A 17,707-nucleotide genomic window follows, 5' to 3' on the forward strand; every position below is an offset into this window, starting at 1 on the left:
AAAAAAGTATAAAAAACTGTAAGAAAATCATTTGATAATGCGCTCATAGCTGTCATATCAAGCCTTTCAGATAGTTGATAGGCGTATCATAATTTGAAATTAATGGAGTAATATGTTTTAATGTTTTACGTGTTTTGCTAACGAGGAGGTCAAAACAGTATGCAAAAATATAGTGAAGCTATAAAAATAGCTTTTGCCTATGTAGGCGTTGTTGTAGGTGCCGGTTTTTCAACTGGGCAAGAAGTCCTACAATTCTTCAGTAGATATGGTATTTATTCCTATATAGGTGTACTTATTTCAGGTTTAATCCTGACATTTATCGGGCGTCAAGTTGCAAAAATTGGGACAGCCTTTGATGCAGATAATCATGGATCGACACTTGAGTATTTATTTGGTAAAAAAATCGGTCTTGTCATCGATTATGTATTAATTTTGTCACTTTATGCCGTAACAATTACGATGATTGCGGGTGCAGGCTCTACATTTGAAGAGAGCTTTGGTGTACCTACATGGTTAGGCGCGCTTTTGATGTGTATTGCCGTCTATATCACATTACTTATGGATTTTAATAAGATTGTAAGAGCTTTAGGGATTGTAACCCCTGTATTAATTGTTTTAGTTGTACTGATTGCTGTCACATTCTTATTTAAAGGCAGCATTCCTATTTCAAAAATCAACAGTGTTGTTGAAACACCAAATATTGGTTTAGCAATTTGGAATGGATTCAATTATGGTGGTCTTGCTTTTGCAGTAGGATTTAGTACTTTAGTTGCAATCGGTGGAGATGCATCTAAGAGACTAGTCTCTGGTTTAGGTGGTCTTTTAGGTGGGGTTGTCTATTTAGTATTATTAGGTTTAATTAACTTCGCTTTACACTCAGAATATACAGCGATTAAAGATTCTGCCATCCCAACATTAGTTTTAGCGGGGAAAATATCTCCAATTTTAACATTTGTATTATCTATCGTGATGTTAGCTGTAATGTATAACACAATTTTAGGTTTGTCTTATTCATTTGCAGCACGTTTTACAACACCTTATACAAAAGGTTATTATATTATGATTTCTATACTTGTACCGTTAGCATACGGATTAAGTTTCGTAGGCTTTGAAGGACTTATTAAAGTGGTTTACCCAATTATGGGGGTTATTGGCCTCTTTATCGTGCTTGCGGTTATTGTTAAATATCTCTATCGTAAATCTCAAGATAAGAAATTTATTGCTTAATTGATTAGATGTGTTACAATTTTTCCGAAAGGGAAGATTGGAATGACGAATCATAGAAAAAGATGGATTGTGATCACATCAATCATTTTACTCGTTATAGCCGGTCTGATCGCCGGCTATTTTTTTGAGCCTCGACTATCGAGACAGGAACAAAATAGAGTATCAATTCAAAATAAAAATGTTTCAGTATTTAAAGACATTACTTACATGGAAGGCTTACCGAATAGTCAACTCGATATTATTATGCCTAAGCATGTGAGCGCGGATGAACAGCTACCTGTGATTTTTTGGGCGCACGGTGGAGGATTTATCGCTGGGGATAAGCAATACAAAAACCCACTACTTGCGAATATTGTTGAGCATGGCTACGTTGTAGTTAATGTCAATTATGCACTCGCACCAGAGTATCAATATCCGACACCACTCATTCAAATGGATCGAGCGGTCACGTTTATTAAAAATCACGAAAGTAACTTGCCTATTGATTTAAATCAAGTCATTATTGGTGGCGATTCAGCAGGTGCACAAATTAATAGTCAATTTACTGCAATTCAAACGAACCGCGCATTACGTGAAGAAATGAATTTTCGACAACAGTTTACACCTGAACAAATTAAAGCGGCTATTTTCTTTGGTGGTTTTTATGATATGAAAACCGTTCGCTCAACTGAATTTCCAAGAATTAATTTATTTATGAGAAGTTATTTAGGTGTGAAAAAATGGGAAATGAGTTCGAAAAATATTGCTGAAATGTCCACAGAGAATCAAATTACTAAAGATTTTCCATCGACATTTTTATCTGTAGGGGATGACGATCCTTTTATGAGTCAAAATGAAAGTTTTGCGAATGCCCTAGAAGAGAAAGGTGTCTCGGTGGATCGATTCTTCTTTGATGGTTCACATCACTTGAAACATCAATACCAGTTTCATCTCAATAAACCAGAATCCAAAGAGAATATTCAAAAAGTCTTAAGCTTTTTAAGTAGAAATACAACAGGCACACAAGTCGGTCCGGATAATAAAGATACGGACCACACTGAAATTAACTTAAATCCATACGATAACTAAGTAAAAGCACTGAAATCATAACTGTGGATGTGCATTCCAAAAATGGGGCTCAAACCTAACTTTATGGAATGTACATCATTTTAATAGATTTCAGTGCTTTTAAATATAAAAATATGACGATTATGTGAGTCGAACTTCATAAAATGATAAAATAGAGATATTAAGGCGTTGGATTAGAAGAAGAGGATAGCAAATAAGCCATAATAAACGAGTTGTAGTAATGATTTTCAATTTTGAGTGTATGTTGAAGTTCACCCTCAATTTTAAATCCTGCCCGTTCATAGAATTGAACAGCTGCTTTATTTTCAGTAACAACGCTTAGAGAAAGGCGTGTAACCCCGTGTTGACGGCACCATTCCATACATTGTTGTAAAAGTTGATACCCAATGCCTGCATTCTGGTATTGACGTAGCACACCAATAGATATTTCAGCAATATGTGCAATCCGATGAAGCGTTTTTGTTTTAACTGTTAAATAGCCGACAAGTTGCTCCTCTTTTTGAGCAACGAAAATAGCTAAATGAGGTGAAGTGATGACTTCTTCCATTTTTGAAATGGCATTTTCAAATGAAGGCATATATTCACCTGGATCGTAAAGCATATATTCAGATTCTTCAAAGACTTGTTGCATGAGTGTGGTGAATGTATTGACATCGTTAATGCTGACTTCTCTAATTGTTACTGACATGCTTTCAACTCCATTTCATGTTTTTAGTTCGCCTCGTCATTAATAGAGATTCACATTTATTGTAACGTAAAATAAGACATTTAGGAAATTTCTATAACACGGATCAACTGTTAAATATTAGGTATTGATAGGAGAGGAGTTTACGATGAAACCCAATGTGTTGCTAGCTGGTGGTACAGGTTATATTGGCAAAACACTCATTCATACGCTTGCTGATCGTTGCTTTATTCATACGATATCTAAATATCCTAAAAAGCAGGCACAGTCAGCAGTGAATTGGATTGAAGCGGATATTTACAATTATCTTGATGTTTTAAGAGCGATGCATGGTATAGATATCGCGATTTATTTTTTAGATCCAACGAAACATTCAGCTAAAATGACAAGAGCTTTAGCGAAAGATTTGAACCTCATTGCCGCTGATAATTTTGCGCGTGCTGCGGCTCAGCAAGGTGTCAAAGAAATCATTTATGTTAGAGGTAGTCAATTTGATAATGAAACAATCCAACAATTGGGTAGATATGGTGTATCGGTGCGATGTACGAGTAAAAAAGTGAACCGACCTCATATTTCTGTTGAATTCCAAGGTGCCAAATATAATGATATACGCCTTGTACATCATATTCCGAAGCCGTTGAAGTGGCATTTAGATAGCTTTATCCATCAAATGGGGATATGGCTGTCTCAAACGCCGGGAACGCGGACTTCGATTCGACATGTCGATCATCGAATTGAAGTCTATGATAAAAAGCAAAAGCGATTGTTGATGATATTTGAACTTAATAAAATAGATGACACGCTCTATAGACTTGAAATGGTCAAAGGACGTTTGGCAAAAGTTAAAGGGGGCAATCACGCCATTATTGAATTTCGTTATATTCAACAATTAGACGCGGTCATTGTGCATTTATTTGATTATATTCCACGGGCATGGTGGCCGATTGCTTACTTTATTCAAGTCCCATTTTTTCAAATGTTAGTGAGAGGATTTGATACGAAATGTCGCATTCAAAACTATTATGATCGCCAACAAAACGGTGAAGATTTGCACTATACGAAGGAGTGACGGATTTGGATATACTACTGGTAGAAGATGATCAAACATTATGTCAACAAATCACTGAGGCATTGATGTCATGGGATTATCATGTCACTTGTATTCAAAACTTTGATGAAGTTTTTCAAGAATATCAAAAAGCTGATCCTCATATTATTTTAATGGATATTACATTGCCCAAATTCGATGGCTTTCATTGGACGCGACAAATTCGTCAGCATGCGAATGTACCGATTGTATTTATATCATCACGTGATCATCCAATGGATCAAGTGATGAGTATGGAGATTGGCGCAGATGACTATATACAAAAACCGTTCCATATGCCTGTTCTGATTGCTAAGTTACAAGCGATTTTTCGGCGTGTGTATCAATATAATCAAGAAGAACGACGGACCATCTTGTGGCGAGACAGTGTTGTAGATTTGTCGAAAGGAACGATAGTAAGAGCTGATCAAACAGCAGTGTTATCTAAAACTGAAATGCTTATTTTAGAGGTTTTACTCAAGTATAAAAATCAAATTGTCTCTCGTGACACGTTAATGACAGCGTTATGGGATGATGAAGCATTTGTAAGTGATAATACACTCACTGTAAATGTCAATCGTTTACGTAGAAAATTGGCAGATATCGGTTTGGATGGTGTCATAGAAACAAAAGTAGGGAAAGGTTATCTCGCACATGAAAACAATTAAGTGGATATTTTATTTTTTAAGAGAGCGTATCGCTTGGATTGGTTTACTGGTTGCGTTGGATTTACTTTTTTTATTACTTGGTGCTTTAGACGAAAAGATATCACTTGATAGCTTGTGGTATTTCATAGGATTGAAATGGCTTGTGAGCATTGCGTTTTTGATACGTACCTATTTGAAAGAAACACGTTTTTATCAGCGTCTAGAATCTTATGCGGAAGTCGAATCATTGCAGCATCGCTATTTAGCAGAATCACCTTTTGAAAAGATGACATTAGATTATTTACAGGTGAAAATTCAACAACTTCAACAGTCTATGGGTGAACAACAAGAATGGATTAATTTGAGTGAACAAAGTATGACAGAGTTTATTCACGATATTAAAACACCCGTGACGGCGTTAAAATTGTTAATCGAAAAAGAAGAAGATAGTGAGCGCCGAAACCAATTGATGTTTGAATGGTCTCGCATTGATTATATGCTCGATCAACAACTGTTTTTAGCGAGGCTGAATCATCAATCCAATGACATGTATTTCGAAAGCGTCAAGTTGCGTGCCATTCTAATTGAAGAAATTCAACAAACGCGTCATCTCTGTTTACAAAAAGGGATTGGATTTGATTTGGCTGTGTCAGACACGCTAACGGTTTATACGGATAAGCGATGGATTCGTATGGTCATTCGTCAAATTATTTCAAATGCGATTAAATACTCTGACCATGCGTACATTTCGATTTATACGACGTTTGAAGATGATCAAGTGCATTTACATATTCAAGATAGAGGAAGCGGTATAGCAGCACACGATTTGCCACGTATTTTTCAACGCGGTTATACGGGTAAAAATGAGCATTATCAACAGGTCTCTTCAGGTATGGGGCTTTATTTAGTCGATGCTGTACGTGATGCTTTACGTATTCAAGTGACTGTAGACTCTCAACTTGGTGAAGGCACAACAGTCTCAATTCATTTTCCAATGCAGAACGAAAACATTGCACGCATGTCAAAGTGACAAAAATGTCACATAAGACATGCGTTTTGTCACATGATACGCACGATTTATCATTGTATTCACTATAAAATAGCATTATAAATTTGATGAAGGAGTGAGGAATCGTGTCCATTTTAAATGTGAGTCATGTTAGTAAAATATATGGGAATAAAAAACAAAGCTTTGAAGTTTTAAAAGACATTAATTTCAAAGTTGAAGAAGGCGCATTTGTAGCGATTATGGGGCCTTCTGGTTCGGGTAAGACGACATTATTAAATGTTTTAAGTTCAATTGATTACGTATCAAGAGGAACGATTGAAGTGAACAAACAAGACATCACGCGTATGTCGAACAAACAACTCTCTCACTTCAGAAAACAAAATGTCGGTTTTATTTTTCAAGATTATAATGTTTTAGACACTTTGACTGTACGTGAAAATATCATGTTGCCTTTATCTATCGGAAAAATGAATAAGGCTGAAGCGGAGCAACGCTACCAAGAAGTGACAGATGCGCTCGGAATCACAGATTTGAGCCATAAATATCCGAATGAAATATCAGGCGGTCAAAAACAGAGAACAGCAGCGGCACGTGCATTAATTAGTAAACCTGCGATTATTTTTGCAGATGAACCTACAGGGGCATTAGATTCTAAAAGTGCACAAGATTTATTAAAACGATTAGATATGATTAATCGTCACATGAAAACAACAATTGTGATGGTGACACATGATCCGGTAGCAGCAAGTTATGCGCATCGCGTGATTATGTTGAAAGATGGTCAAATTCATACAGAATTGTATCAAGGGGACAAACCCGCTTCACACTTTTACCAAGAAATCATTCAAAATCAAAGTGTGTTAGGTGGTGTACAGCATGCGTTTTAGTCATATTGTACTTAAAAATTTCCGCCAAAATTTGCGCCATTATGCGATATATTTGTTTTCTTTGCTACTCAGTATCTCGTTGTACTTTAGTTTTGTGACATTGAAATATACAGACGATATTACACATTCAGAGTCCGCAAAATTATTGAAAAACAGTGCAGCCATTGGTGAAAAGTTTTTATTTGTCATTATTATTGTCTTTTTACTTTATGCAAATTGGTTGTTTATTAAAAGAAGAACAAAGAGTTTTGCGCTATTTCAGTTAATTGGTTTGTCGCGTAAAGACTTAATGCGCATGCTCGGGCTAGAACAAATTGTTATTTTCATTTCGACAACATTCATTGGGGGCATTATAGGCTTATTTGGTTCACGCCTACTCTTATTAATTATTAAAAACGTAGCGCATTTACCGCTGGAAATCAAAATTGCATTTGAGCCTCAAGCTTTAGGTGTCACTTTAGTTCTTGTTATCTTATCTTTCTTGCTTATTATGATTCAAAGTTACTTGTTCTTAAAGCGACGTTCTATCATCCAAATGATGAATGATATCAAGCAAACTGAAGCGCCTCAAGCCCAAATTACTAAAAGAGACGTTATTTTAGGAATACTCGGTATTGTAATGATTGGTACCGGTTATTACCTTTCTGTCATAATGCTAAGAGAAGCAACGCTTATTATGACATTAATACCATTGATTTTATTAACTACAGTGCTAGGCGCCTACTTTTTCTTTAGAAGTTCGGTGTCACTTATTTTTAAAGCACTTAAGAGAAGTAAACATGGCTATGTGAATGTGACAGATGTTGTATTTACAGCTTCTATTATGCACAGAATGAAGAAAAATGCTTTTTCTCTAACCGCTATTGGTATTATTTCTGCCATTACGATAACGATTTTATCTTTTGCGGCTATTGGCCAAGCGAATATTCAAAAAAATGTAGACATTATGAGTCCTCATGAATTTACTTATATGAAAGAAAAATCAGCACAACAATTTGAAAATCAATTAAAATCGCATCACATCCCATATGACAAAAATGTCTTGCATATGATTGATGTATCCATTTTGAAAGAAGGGAGTGATGTGGATAAAAACTACACTGTTACACCCGTTGTAAGCGATAAAGAAATTGATGATGTGCAGGTGAATAAAGGTGAGGTTGCATTTGTAAATGGAAGCAGTGTCTCTAACAACATCTCTGGTTTGAAAAAAGGCATCCAAATGCGACTAGGGAATGATAAAAAATACGTCCAATTAAAAGTTAAAGATATTTCAAATCAATTTTATGTTGCAAATAGAATTATTATTGGGCAGTCACTTGCAGTAGTGAATGACAAAGATTTTAAAACTTTACAAACAACGCAATTAAATAACAAAGAAAGTGGCCCAACGACGCAAATTGGATATGATTTGAAAAATGAAAAAGATATCAAAGCAGCTGAAAAGTGGAATCAACAATATAATAAGGAAATACCTCAAAACCGATCATCATTGCTTACCGAACAACTACAATTTTCAGGAATGTTTTTATTTGTGAGCAGCTTCTTAGGTATTGCGTTCTTAATTGCTGCAGGATGTATTATTTATATTAAACAAATGGATGAGACAGAGGATGAGATGCAAAACTATCGTATTTTACGCAAAATGGGTTACACGCATCAAGATATGTTTAAAGGTTTAGCATTAAAAGTCGTATTTAATTTTGGATTACCATTGATCATCGGATTGCTTCATGCAGGCTTTGCTGCAAGAGCATTCAATGAATTAATGGATGGCCAAAGCTTTATCCCTGTATTCATTGCGATGGGTGTATATACAATCATCTACTTTGTATTTGCACTACTCGCTTACATGCATTCACGACGTAGCATTAAATATTCGATTTAAAATAGTAAAATTTAATCCGATATCATGACGTAATGAAATATGTCATTATTTTAAATCGTTTTAAAGGCATGATAGAAATCTTAAAATATAGAGGTTTCTATCATGCTTTTTTGGTATATAAAACGGGTCATCTACATTTGAAAAAGATTTGTACCGGGCATATGATATTGTCTGATGATATACATTTTTTAGTTTTAAAAGGAATACATATTTTATAAATATAACAATAAATCATTTGAATGATAACAAAAACTTATCATATTTTTGGGTGACTGATAGGCTAAATCTTTTAAATTAAACTTTAAAAATATTTTCAAATTCTTTAAAAAGTTTATAATAACCCTACATTAGAGATTAATAATACCTTAATAGTTACAGAATTTTCGAAAATAAACGTACATTTAATAAAATACGTTGATGATTTTAAGAGGGCAAATACCTTAACAAAATAAAATGTTAAGGTTTTGTAAATTTAATTGTGGCGCTTTAAAATATATGCTATTTTCAAATAGGAATTGTGAAAAAGGTTGAAAGCATGTAACAACAATGAAATAAGAAAATCAAAAGGTGATATGACCCTATCAAGCATCTTATGAGTTAACAAAGGTTTAACATTATCTTATAATTAAAGTAATAAAACTTTTACAAAAGTGATTGGGTAATCGCTGAATGGAGGATTTTAAGATGATTAGGAAGAAAAAGGATAAGTTCATGGAACGCCTAGAGGATATGATCTTCAATTTAGACCGTGCAGCAATTGAGTTCGGTAAAATGGATTTCAATACACACCTAGACTTGCGAGCTTATGCTGACAATATCAAGACGTATGAATCACATGGTGACGACTTAATGCACCAAGTCATAACAGATTTAAACCAAACATTCATTACGCCAATCGAACGTGAAGATATTATGTCATTGTGTAATGCGATTGATGATGTCTTGGATGCAATGGAAGAAACATCGGGTATGTTTGAGATGTATTCGATTGAATATACAGATGAGTATATGCTTGAGTTTGTGGATAATATTCAAAAAGCAATTGGCGAGATGAAATTGGCCATTGGTTTAATGACAGAGAAAAAACTTTCACATATGCGTGTACACTCTATCAATATTAAAGAATATGAGACAAATTGTGATGGCATTTTACGTCAGTCTATTAAACATATTTTTAATAGTGAAACAGACCCTGTTACTTTAATTAAAATTAAAGACATCTATGAAAGTTTAGAAAATATTGCCGACCGCTGTCAGGCTGTTGCAAATAATTTTGAAACAATCATAATGAAAAATAGCTAAGGGAGTCCTTGTTTATGGAGTTTTTGTTGCTTATTACGGTAGCTATCATTATCTTTTCGTTATTATTTGATTTTATCAACGGGTTTCATGATACAGCCAATGCAGTTGCGACGGCAGTATCAACGCGTGCGTTATCACCGAGACAAGCCATTTTGTTGGCAGCATTTATGAACTTTATCGGGGCACTGACTTTTACGGGTGTAGCCTCAACAATTACAAAAGAAATCGTCGATCCATTTACGTTAGAAAATGGTCTCGTTGTTGTGTTAGCAGCGATTTTGGCGGCTATTGTATGGAATTTAGTGACTTGGTATTACGGGATACCGAGCTCATCTTCACACGCGTTAATCGGTGCAATTGCAGGTGCGGCAATTGCTTCTGCGGGTTCTTTTAATGTGTTACACTACCAAGGCTTTACGAAAATTGTGTTAGTGTTACTGTTATCACCCGTGATTGCATTTATCGTTGGTTTTATTATTTATACGATTGTCAAAACGATTTTTAGAAATGCGAATTTAACAAGAACCAATCGTAATTTTCGTATCTTTCAAATATTCACAGCGTCTTTACAATCTTTTTCTCACGGTACAAACGATGCCCAAAAATCAATGGGGATTATTACATTAGCGTTAATTGTAGCGAATTTACAAACGAGTGTTGAGCCTGCATTATGGGTTAAGGTCTCTTGTGCAACGGCAATGGGATTAGGAACAGCCATTGGGGGCTGGAAGATTATTAAAACAGTGGGCGGTAACATTATGAAAATTCGCCCAGCAAATGGTGCGTCAGCTGATTTAGCTTCAGCGTTGACAATATTTGTCGCATCATCACTTCATTTTCCATTATCAACAACACATGTTGTATCTTCATCTATCCTAGGGGTAGGTTCTTCAAATCGAATTAAAGGTGTGCATTGGAATACAGCGAAACGTATGATCGTCACTTGGGTCATTACATTACCAATTTCAGCTGTTATTGCTGCAGTCTTTTATTTGATTTTAAACTTGTTCTTATAATAGAGAAGTATCTATAGCTTAAGCGTCTCTGTCTATTGCAAGATGAATGTGCAATAGCATATGCAAACGGACAAACACGACTTTATTAGGTTCTTCATTTTTATGGTGGGATGACATAAGTCATCCTGCTTTTTTGTACAAAAATAGCGCAAATGCCTCTATAATTTTAAGTGACTAAACCAAAAATAAAGGAGACATATTGCGCCTATGTGTAATGATATATTAAAGTTACTAAGAATTAAAGATAATAATATTAAAATCACTTGGAACCCCTCAATTCAATAATGGAGCGATTGAAGGAATTAATCAAAAAGTTAAACTGATTAAAAGAGTTTCATATGGCTATCGCAACTTTTATAACTTCAAAAATCGCATTTTTATTATTTTTAGACTGTATAAAAGACCAAAGAAAAAGGCAATGCCACTTTTCAATAGTGAAATTGCTTAAATAGATTGCGTACCGAGTCGAGACTCCCGAGGCATAGAGCCGAAACCGAAAATCCATTTTGGCTTCTTATGAGCTACAATAAAAGCCAAAATTAGTTGAGGTAAGGCGCCTGGGAAAGCGAGACTCGAAGAAGCAATCGGAAGTTTGCGACTTAATTATTATAGATACATAACCACCATATAAAGTGTACAGCCCTTTATTACTACAGCATGCTATAAAAATTGATAATTTTAAACAATAAAAAGCCATTAGAAGTTTTTTCGCTTCTAATGGCTTTTTTTATGACGTATGTTTCAAAATGAATTAGTGAATATAATTATATTGAGACGCAACTGAAGCAGGAATTGTACGATAATCAACAACACCTGGAGGCGTATTGTAATTCATTTCTGAAATAAGAATGCTACCATCTGGATTTGTACGCTCAACATAAGCTACGTGACCGACTGGACCTTCAAAGTTTTGCATAATAGAGCCAACAGTAGGATTGTGATCTACTGTATATCCATCAGCTGCTGCATTGCTAGCCCAATGATCGGCATTCCACCAATACGTACTGATAGGTTGGCCTGTTTCAGCACGACGGTTGAACACGTGCCATGTACATTGACCCCAGTCGTATAAATTTTGATGATTAAATGTTGGAGAAGTATAGCCTCCGTTACCTGTGGATGAACCATTTGCGCCACCGCTTTGAGGGGCTTGTGCACCACCAGAACCACCAGGGATTTTTAAAGTTTGTTGTGGATGGATCAAATAACTATTTAAGCCATTTGCACGCATCAAATCTTGGACACTGACACCATATTGTGCGGCAATAACATTTAAAGATTCGCCTGCTTGTACAACGTGTGAACCATTATTAGATGATTGTGCTGTTGCAGCACCACCAGCACCGCTGCCTCCACCGATTGAGAGGACTTGACCAGGGAATACCATGTTATTGTCTAACTGATTGGCTTGTTTAATTTGATCAACAGATGTGCCGTATTGTTGTGCGATTGACCATAATGACTCTCCAGATTGAACCGTATGTTGCGTTGAAGCTTCGGCATCATGATGCGTTAATAATGCAGCTGCGCCAGATGCCATCGTAAATGCAAATGCGAATTTTTTCAATGTATTTCCTCCTTAGTGACACTTAGATTTTAAATCTCTATCATTTATGAGTGTTCTAATTTGTTATGAATACACTACCCATGATAACAAAGAATAAATCATATAGGGCACTTGTTACGAATTTGTAATGTTGTGGAAAATTTTATTTAATTTGACGGATGACTTTAAACATTGTAATGCCCGAATTGCTGCATGCTTTTTAACTGACAGAAAATTTTGTTTTGTAAGATGATTTTAATATAACGCCATCTCATTTACCTAGTTAATCAAGATGAACTCTAATAAATAAACGCGTGTGATAATTAAGGGATAAATAGGTGGGCAAGTGGACGGATAATTTCACTTATAGAAAGGGCGTATTGATAAAATGGCAGTGGCTAGCTGGATTGCACAGGGGCTTGTTGTAAGCTTTGTGCAATCCGAGTAGTCATCCCCATGCCTTAAACGGAAGGCAGATATGAATTGATGGTAAAAGATGAGGAAACCGTCATAAAACGACGGTCTATCAATTAACGCTCTCGGTTGAGTAATTTGTAAATGAAATACCAGTTTTTCTTAATAGGCTTAACGAAATCACCGATATATTCTTCAACGTGTGCATTAAATCCTTTTTTGAATTGTTGAACACCGTAGTCTTCTGCATCTTTTGAAAAATCGCCTGTTACGCCATAAAAATTGTAACGATCAATGTGATGGTCTAGGCTAAATTTAATCATTTCCCATTGTAATTTATAAGCACCCATAAATTCATTATATTTCGGGTTGGATCCGCTAGATAAATAGTACATTTCATGATTGTTATAGATGTATAAAGCAGCGGCTAAATCAAGTACTTCACCATCACTTTCGATGAGCGATTGAATTCTTTCAATTTTTTTGTTTGAGCTTTGAAGTCGTTGACGTAAATCTTGTACTTTTGATTTCTGTTTTTTAGAATTAGGATTTTCTTCTAATTTTTCTTCTGCTGAAGTTAACGTTTCTGTGATGGACTGATGTTGTGATGTTAATGTGCTTAAGTAATCTTTCAAATTAATAGTCGCAATTTTTAAAGCAGAATTTTTATAGATTTTTTGCATTTCTTTAAAATAGTCTAAATCTCTAAATGAAAAGCCGTGTTTTTCTTCAGCCATTTTAAAAAGTTTGAAGAAGCGTTCTGTTTCATCAATACTTAATTCTTCAACTTGTACATGTATTTCTTCGGTCTTTTTAATATTTCTGCGTGTTTGGTATTGCATTGCTTTTAATAAGTCTGCTTCTGTTTTATCTTTTAGATCAAGGACTGACAGCCATCTAATTTGGCTCAATGGATGATAACCAATCGAATAGCCTTGATGTTTATAACCAAGCCCTTCAAGTGTCGTTTTAAATGTTTCATAATGATGCGACGCAATGATTTCACCATCTGCATTGTATTCGTTGATGACCATATAAGGATCAACTAATGTAAATAAGCAGTTTTGTTTTTTCAAATACTGTGTGAGATTTTCAAAGAAAAACGTTACTAACTCAGTGTTATGAAAATCCATTACTGGCCCTCTATGTGAGTAAAAGTATTTAAAGAATTTCATCACACGAGCTTCTGTAAATAAACAACCTGCAATCACTTCGCCCTCATCGTTTTTAACACCGACAATATGAACGTCTTGGCTTTTATTATCTCTATATTCGAAGAGATCTTTACTTTGCGTGTAATGCGAAAAATTCTCTTGAGCAAATGAATCAAATTCTTGTTCAGTTAAATTTAAAAATTGCATAATTTCGTCCTTTCAGTAAGCAAGATATATTCGTGATATTAAAATTTGAAGCAAAAAAGCGAGTTTCAATACATAAGCGCTACACTCTCATCCTATTTCATTAAATCCACATCAAACTACATATCATGTAAGCGATAACAAAAAGTGATATCATATTAATATGTAAGGGGCGCGCCGTCTCACATGAAGTTGATGCATAGCAACTATTTTGATATACTTAGTGATTTTAAAATCATCATTGCGCTCACATTGCATTTCCCCACTATAATGCTGATGTTGCGTTTGTTAGATAAAAATGTAACTGCATCCATGACGATGATATGGAATGTTTCAGTACGAATAAGCTTGATTAGAGCGTGCAAATATGAATTGTTCAAAGGTTTAGAAATGAACAGTTACAGGCTATTTAAAATAAAAGGTAATTTAATCGTAGTTGTTATAGCTATGTTTTTTATTGAATATGCTGAATACTTTAATTGCACTTACCTGTTAAGAATATAACAATATTTTGCTGTTTTCAAGCAAGGTTGTAAATAAGAATATAGGCTGCAATATATAATGAAACGGCGTCTCTAGTAGGAAAAGAAATGTTCAAGTTCAGATCATTTATGAATTGACGTTAAGTTTGACATATTAATGGAAGAATGAGGTTTATATTTGTTTGAGTTCCTTTTCGAGAATGTTAATTTGTTTCGTCAGCGAGGCTTTTTTTGTATTAAGGACTTCCAAATGTAACGTTAAAATGGTTTTAACGTCTGTTTTCTTTTCATAGAGCATATTGGTGTTTTTCTTAATTTCTTTCAAAGTCATATTTAATGTACTTAAGCATTTGATAAACTTAATCATTTCAATATCATCTTTTGAATATAATCGTTTATTATTCGAATCTCTTTCTATAAATTTTAAAATCTCTTTTTTTTCATAAAATCTTAATCTGCTTTTGGATATATTGCATATTTCTGCAACATAATCGATATAATATTTTTCCAATGTGAGCATATCCCTTCTCTTAAAGTAAGGTTTAACTGTTATCTTATTATATATAATCATTTCGTAGGAGGAAATACAATGAAAAAAGCTTTAATTGTAATGACAAATGTATCTAAATATGAAAATTTAAAAAGAGCAACAGGTGCTTGGTTTTCTGAAGTCACGCATTTTGCGAAAGACTTTTATGATGCGGGTTACGAAGTAGATTACATGAGTCCAAAAGGTGGCTATGTACCACTTGATCCTGTAAGTCTTACACCAGATATGATGTCTGATGATGATTGGGCATACTATACGGATGATAACTATATGCAGAACTTTGGTCATACATTATCTCCAGATGAAGTGAACCCTGAAGATTACAGTATTATTTACTTTGCAGGTGGTCACGGTGTAATTTGGGATTTAAGAAATAATGAAGCAATCAATAACATTGCGGTTAAAATCTACGAAAACAACGGAATCGTTTCTTCTGTATGTCATGGGGCAGTTGGCCTATTAGACATTCCATTTGAAAATGGTTTCTTAGTAAATGGTAAAGAAGTGACAGGTTTTACAAATAGTGAAGAAGAAGCAAACGGAACAACTCAAAATATCCCTTACTTATTAGAAGATGAGTTTGTAAGCAAAGGGGCACAATTTAAAAAAGATGCAGATTGGCACCCATTTGCGGTTGTAGATGGTCGTATTATTACAGGTCAAAACCCGCAATCAGGCCATGCTGTAGCTGAAAAAGCATTAGCGTTATTAAAAAAATAAAGGAGTGAATGACATTGTCTCAATTAATTATAGGTGCAAATGGTGGCGTAGGTAAACACCTCGTCAATAAACTGAAAGCGCAAAACGTTGATTTTACTGCAGGTGTAAGAAAAGAATCGCAAGTTGATGCATTAAAAAATGATAATGTCTCAGCGATTTATGTAGATGTTGAAAATCAATCTATTGATGAACTGAGTGAAACATTTAAAAACTTTGATCAAGTTCTTTTTTCAGTTGGCTCAGGGCCTAATACAGGCGATGATAAAACAATCATTGTTGATTTAGACGGGGCTGTTAAAGCGATTAAAGCGAGCGAGCAAGCTGACGTTAAGCATTTCATTATGGTATCTACATTTGATTCACGCAGAGAAGCATTTGATGAATCAGGCGATTTAAAACCATATACAATTGCAAAACATTATGCCGACGACTATTTACGTCGTACGAACCTTAAATATACGATTGTACATCCAGGTGGTTTAACAAATGACAAAGGGACATCAAAATTTACCATTGCTTCTAATGTAAGAGGTAAAGGCCCTATTAAAATCACAAGAGAAGACGTTGCTGAAGTATTAGCAGAAGTGGTTGTTAATGATGCACTTCATGGTAAAGAATTCCAAATCATTAATGGTGATGCATCACTTTCAGATGCAGTAGCAACATTTCTAGAAGAAAAATAAAGCGAATGTGAGTAAATAACGATGAATCACGTGCTTTGATAGGGCATCATATCGTTTTTAAAAGCGAGCATCTCAAGTTGTTAAGTTCAGTACAACGAGATGTGTCGTAATCCATTAAGAACGGAGGCTAATTATGCAAAATGAACAAATTGTTTTAGCAAAAAGACCTAAAGGTGTACCGAAAGATGATACTTTTAGATATGAAGAGATAGAAACTGTTGAGCCAAAGCAAGGTGAAGTTCAACTGGAAGCAGTTTATATTTCAGTTGATCCATACATGCGCGGTAGAATGAATGATTCGAAAAGTTATGTTAAACCTTATGAAATTGATGCGCCTATTCACGGCCATATTGTGGCGAAGGTAATTCAATCTGAAGCGGATAACTTTAATGTAGGTGACTATGTGACAGGTGTCTTACCTTGGCAAAAAATCATTACCGTTGATGCACAAAAAGTAAATCCGATTCCTTCAAAAGAAGTGCCATTATATTTGTATTTAAGTGTTCTTGGTATGCCTGGTATGACGGCCTATACAGGTTTATTAGAAATTGGAAAACCAAAACAAGGTGAAACAGTCGTTGTATCAGCGGCATCTGGCGCTGTAGGTTCTGTTGTAGGACAAATTGCTAAAATTAAAGGTGCTAGAGTCGTAGGTATTGCGGGTGGTGACGAGAAAACATCCTATTTAACGGATACACTTGGCTTTGATGTTGCGGTCGACTATAAACGTGATGACTTCGCTGAAAAACTTGAACAAGCTGTTCCAGATGGCATTGATGTGTATTATGAAAATGTAGGTGGCGCATTATCAGACGAAGTATTCAAACATCTCAATCAGTTTGCGCGTGTACCGGTGTGTGGTGCCATTTCAACATATAACAATACAGAGGCTGAATTGGGACCAAGAATTCAAGAAACTTTAGTGAAGAGCCAAGCATTGATGCAAGGCTTTGTAGTAGCTCAATTTTCTGATTATTTTAAAGAAGCAAGCGAACAACTTGCAAAATGGGTCTCTGAGGGTAAAATAAAATCAGAAGTAACAATTGATAACGGTTTTAATCAATTGCCTACAGCTTTTAGAAAATTATTCTCAGGTGATAACTTTGGTAAGCAAGTCGTGCAAGTTTCTGAAGAATAA

General features: G+C 35.0%; 16 protein-coding genes and 1 pseudogene. 13 read left to right on the forward strand and 4 right to left on the reverse strand.

Annotated elements, in window-relative coordinates; translation table 11 throughout:
- Nucleotides 1-159 precede the first annotated feature (159 nt).
- Both HMPREF1208_RS00660 and HMPREF1208_RS00665 read left to right on the forward strand, forming a co-directional pair.
- Nucleotides 160-1,227: a YkvI family membrane protein gene (locus HMPREF1208_RS00660; protein WP_016424401.1), complete on the forward strand. Its 1,068-nt coding sequence runs from the start codon at nt 160-162 to the stop codon at nt 1,225-1,227.
- Nucleotides 1,228-1,269: 42 nt separating this feature from the next.
- Complete coding sequence (locus tag HMPREF1208_RS00665; RefSeq protein WP_016424402.1) at nt 1,270-2,295, forward strand: alpha/beta hydrolase; 1,026 nt, start codon at nt 1,270-1,272, stop codon at nt 2,293-2,295.
- A gap of 160 nt (nt 2,296-2,455) precedes the next feature.
- Here HMPREF1208_RS00665 and HMPREF1208_RS00670 read toward each other — a convergent pair whose 3' ends face one another.
- Complete coding sequence (locus HMPREF1208_RS00670) at nt 2,456-2,983, reverse strand: GNAT family N-acetyltransferase (RefSeq protein WP_016424403.1); 528 nt, start codon at nt 2,981-2,983, stop codon at nt 2,456-2,458.
- Nucleotides 2,984-3,128: 145 nt separating this feature from the next.
- Between HMPREF1208_RS00670 and HMPREF1208_RS00675 the strand changes: the two genes are divergently transcribed.
- The 8 genes and pseudogenes from HMPREF1208_RS00675 to HMPREF1208_RS11630 form a co-directional block, all read left to right on the forward strand.
- Nucleotides 3,129-4,049 (forward strand): NAD(P)H-binding protein, encoded by a 921-nt coding sequence (locus HMPREF1208_RS00675; RefSeq protein ID WP_016424404.1) that lies wholly within the window; start codon nt 3,129-3,131, stop codon nt 4,047-4,049.
- Nucleotides 4,050-4,054: 5 nt separating this feature from the next.
- The gene (locus tag HMPREF1208_RS00680; RefSeq protein WP_016424405.1) at nt 4,055-4,735 is read left to right on the forward strand and encodes a response regulator transcription factor; all 681 of its coding nucleotides are present in this window, start codon (nt 4,055-4,057) and stop codon (nt 4,733-4,735) included.
- Nucleotides 4,722-5,744 carry a sensor histidine kinase gene (locus tag HMPREF1208_RS00685; RefSeq protein WP_016424406.1) on the forward strand — a complete coding sequence of 341 codons (1,023 nt, stop codon included), beginning with the start codon at nt 4,722-4,724 and terminating at the stop codon, nt 5,742-5,744. The genes HMPREF1208_RS00680 and HMPREF1208_RS00685 overlap by 14 nt, the downstream gene beginning before the upstream one ends.
- 104 nt (nt 5,745-5,848) lie before the next feature.
- Nucleotides 5,849-6,610 carry an ABC transporter ATP-binding protein gene (locus HMPREF1208_RS00690; RefSeq protein WP_016424407.1) on the forward strand — a complete coding sequence of 254 codons (762 nt, stop codon included), beginning with the start codon at nt 5,849-5,851 and terminating at the stop codon, nt 6,608-6,610.
- Complete coding sequence (locus HMPREF1208_RS00695) at nt 6,600-8,498, forward strand: FtsX-like permease family protein (RefSeq protein ID WP_016424408.1); 1,899 nt, start codon at nt 6,600-6,602, stop codon at nt 8,496-8,498. The genes HMPREF1208_RS00690 and HMPREF1208_RS00695 overlap by 11 nt, the downstream gene beginning before the upstream one ends.
- A 684-nt stretch (nt 8,499-9,182) precedes the next feature.
- On the forward strand, nt 9,183-9,800 hold the full coding sequence (locus tag HMPREF1208_RS00700; protein ID WP_016424409.1) for a DUF47 domain-containing protein: 618 nt from the start codon (nt 9,183-9,185) through the stop codon (nt 9,798-9,800).
- Between the two features lie 14 nt (nt 9,801-9,814).
- A complete protein-coding gene (locus HMPREF1208_RS00705) occupies nt 9,815-10,816 on the forward strand; it encodes an inorganic phosphate transporter (protein ID WP_016424410.1) in 1,002 nt (333 codons plus the stop codon).
- A 271-nt stretch (nt 10,817-11,087) separates the two neighbouring features.
- Nucleotides 11,088-11,264, forward strand: a pseudogene (locus tag HMPREF1208_RS11630) (transposase); the annotation flags it as partial.
- Nucleotides 11,265-11,567: 303 nt separating this feature from the next.
- Here HMPREF1208_RS11630 and HMPREF1208_RS00710 read toward each other — a convergent pair.
- The 3 genes from HMPREF1208_RS00710 to HMPREF1208_RS00725 form a co-directional block, all read right to left on the reverse strand.
- Nucleotides 11,568-12,383 (reverse strand): LysM peptidoglycan-binding domain-containing protein, encoded by an 816-nt coding sequence (locus HMPREF1208_RS00710; RefSeq protein WP_016424411.1) that lies wholly within the window; start codon nt 12,381-12,383, stop codon nt 11,568-11,570.
- A 509-nt stretch (nt 12,384-12,892) separates the two neighbouring features.
- Entirely contained in the window at nt 12,893-14,137 is a 1,245-nt protein-coding gene (locus tag HMPREF1208_RS00715) for an aminoacyltransferase (RefSeq protein WP_016424412.1), read from the reverse strand.
- A gap of 651 nt (nt 14,138-14,788) precedes the next feature.
- Nucleotides 14,789-15,127 carry a helix-turn-helix domain-containing protein gene (locus HMPREF1208_RS00725; RefSeq protein ID WP_037559186.1) on the reverse strand — a complete coding sequence of 113 codons (339 nt, stop codon included), beginning with the start codon at nt 15,125-15,127 and terminating at the stop codon, nt 14,789-14,791.
- Between the two features lie 78 nt (nt 15,128-15,205).
- Between HMPREF1208_RS00725 and HMPREF1208_RS00730 the strand changes: the two genes are divergently transcribed.
- The 3 genes from HMPREF1208_RS00730 (at nt 15,206) to HMPREF1208_RS00740 (ending at nt 17,707) form a co-directional block, all read left to right on the forward strand.
- Entirely contained in the window at nt 15,206-15,886 is a 681-nt protein-coding gene (locus HMPREF1208_RS00730) for a type 1 glutamine amidotransferase domain-containing protein (RefSeq protein WP_016424414.1), read from the forward strand.
- 14 nt (nt 15,887-15,900) lie between these two features.
- Nucleotides 15,901-16,569, forward strand: coding sequence for an NAD(P)-binding oxidoreductase (locus HMPREF1208_RS00735; RefSeq protein WP_016424415.1), 669 nt, complete (start codon nt 15,901-15,903; stop codon nt 16,567-16,569).
- 133 nt (nt 16,570-16,702) lie between these two features.
- On the forward strand, nt 16,703-17,707 hold the full coding sequence (locus HMPREF1208_RS00740; RefSeq protein ID WP_016424416.1) for an NADP-dependent oxidoreductase: 1,005 nt from the start codon (nt 16,703-16,705) through the stop codon (nt 17,705-17,707).

The sequence above is a fragment of the Staphylococcus sp. HGB0015 genome (assembly GCF_000411275.1).
Taxonomy (GTDB): Bacteria; Bacillota; Bacilli; order Staphylococcales; family Staphylococcaceae; genus Staphylococcus; species Staphylococcus schleiferi.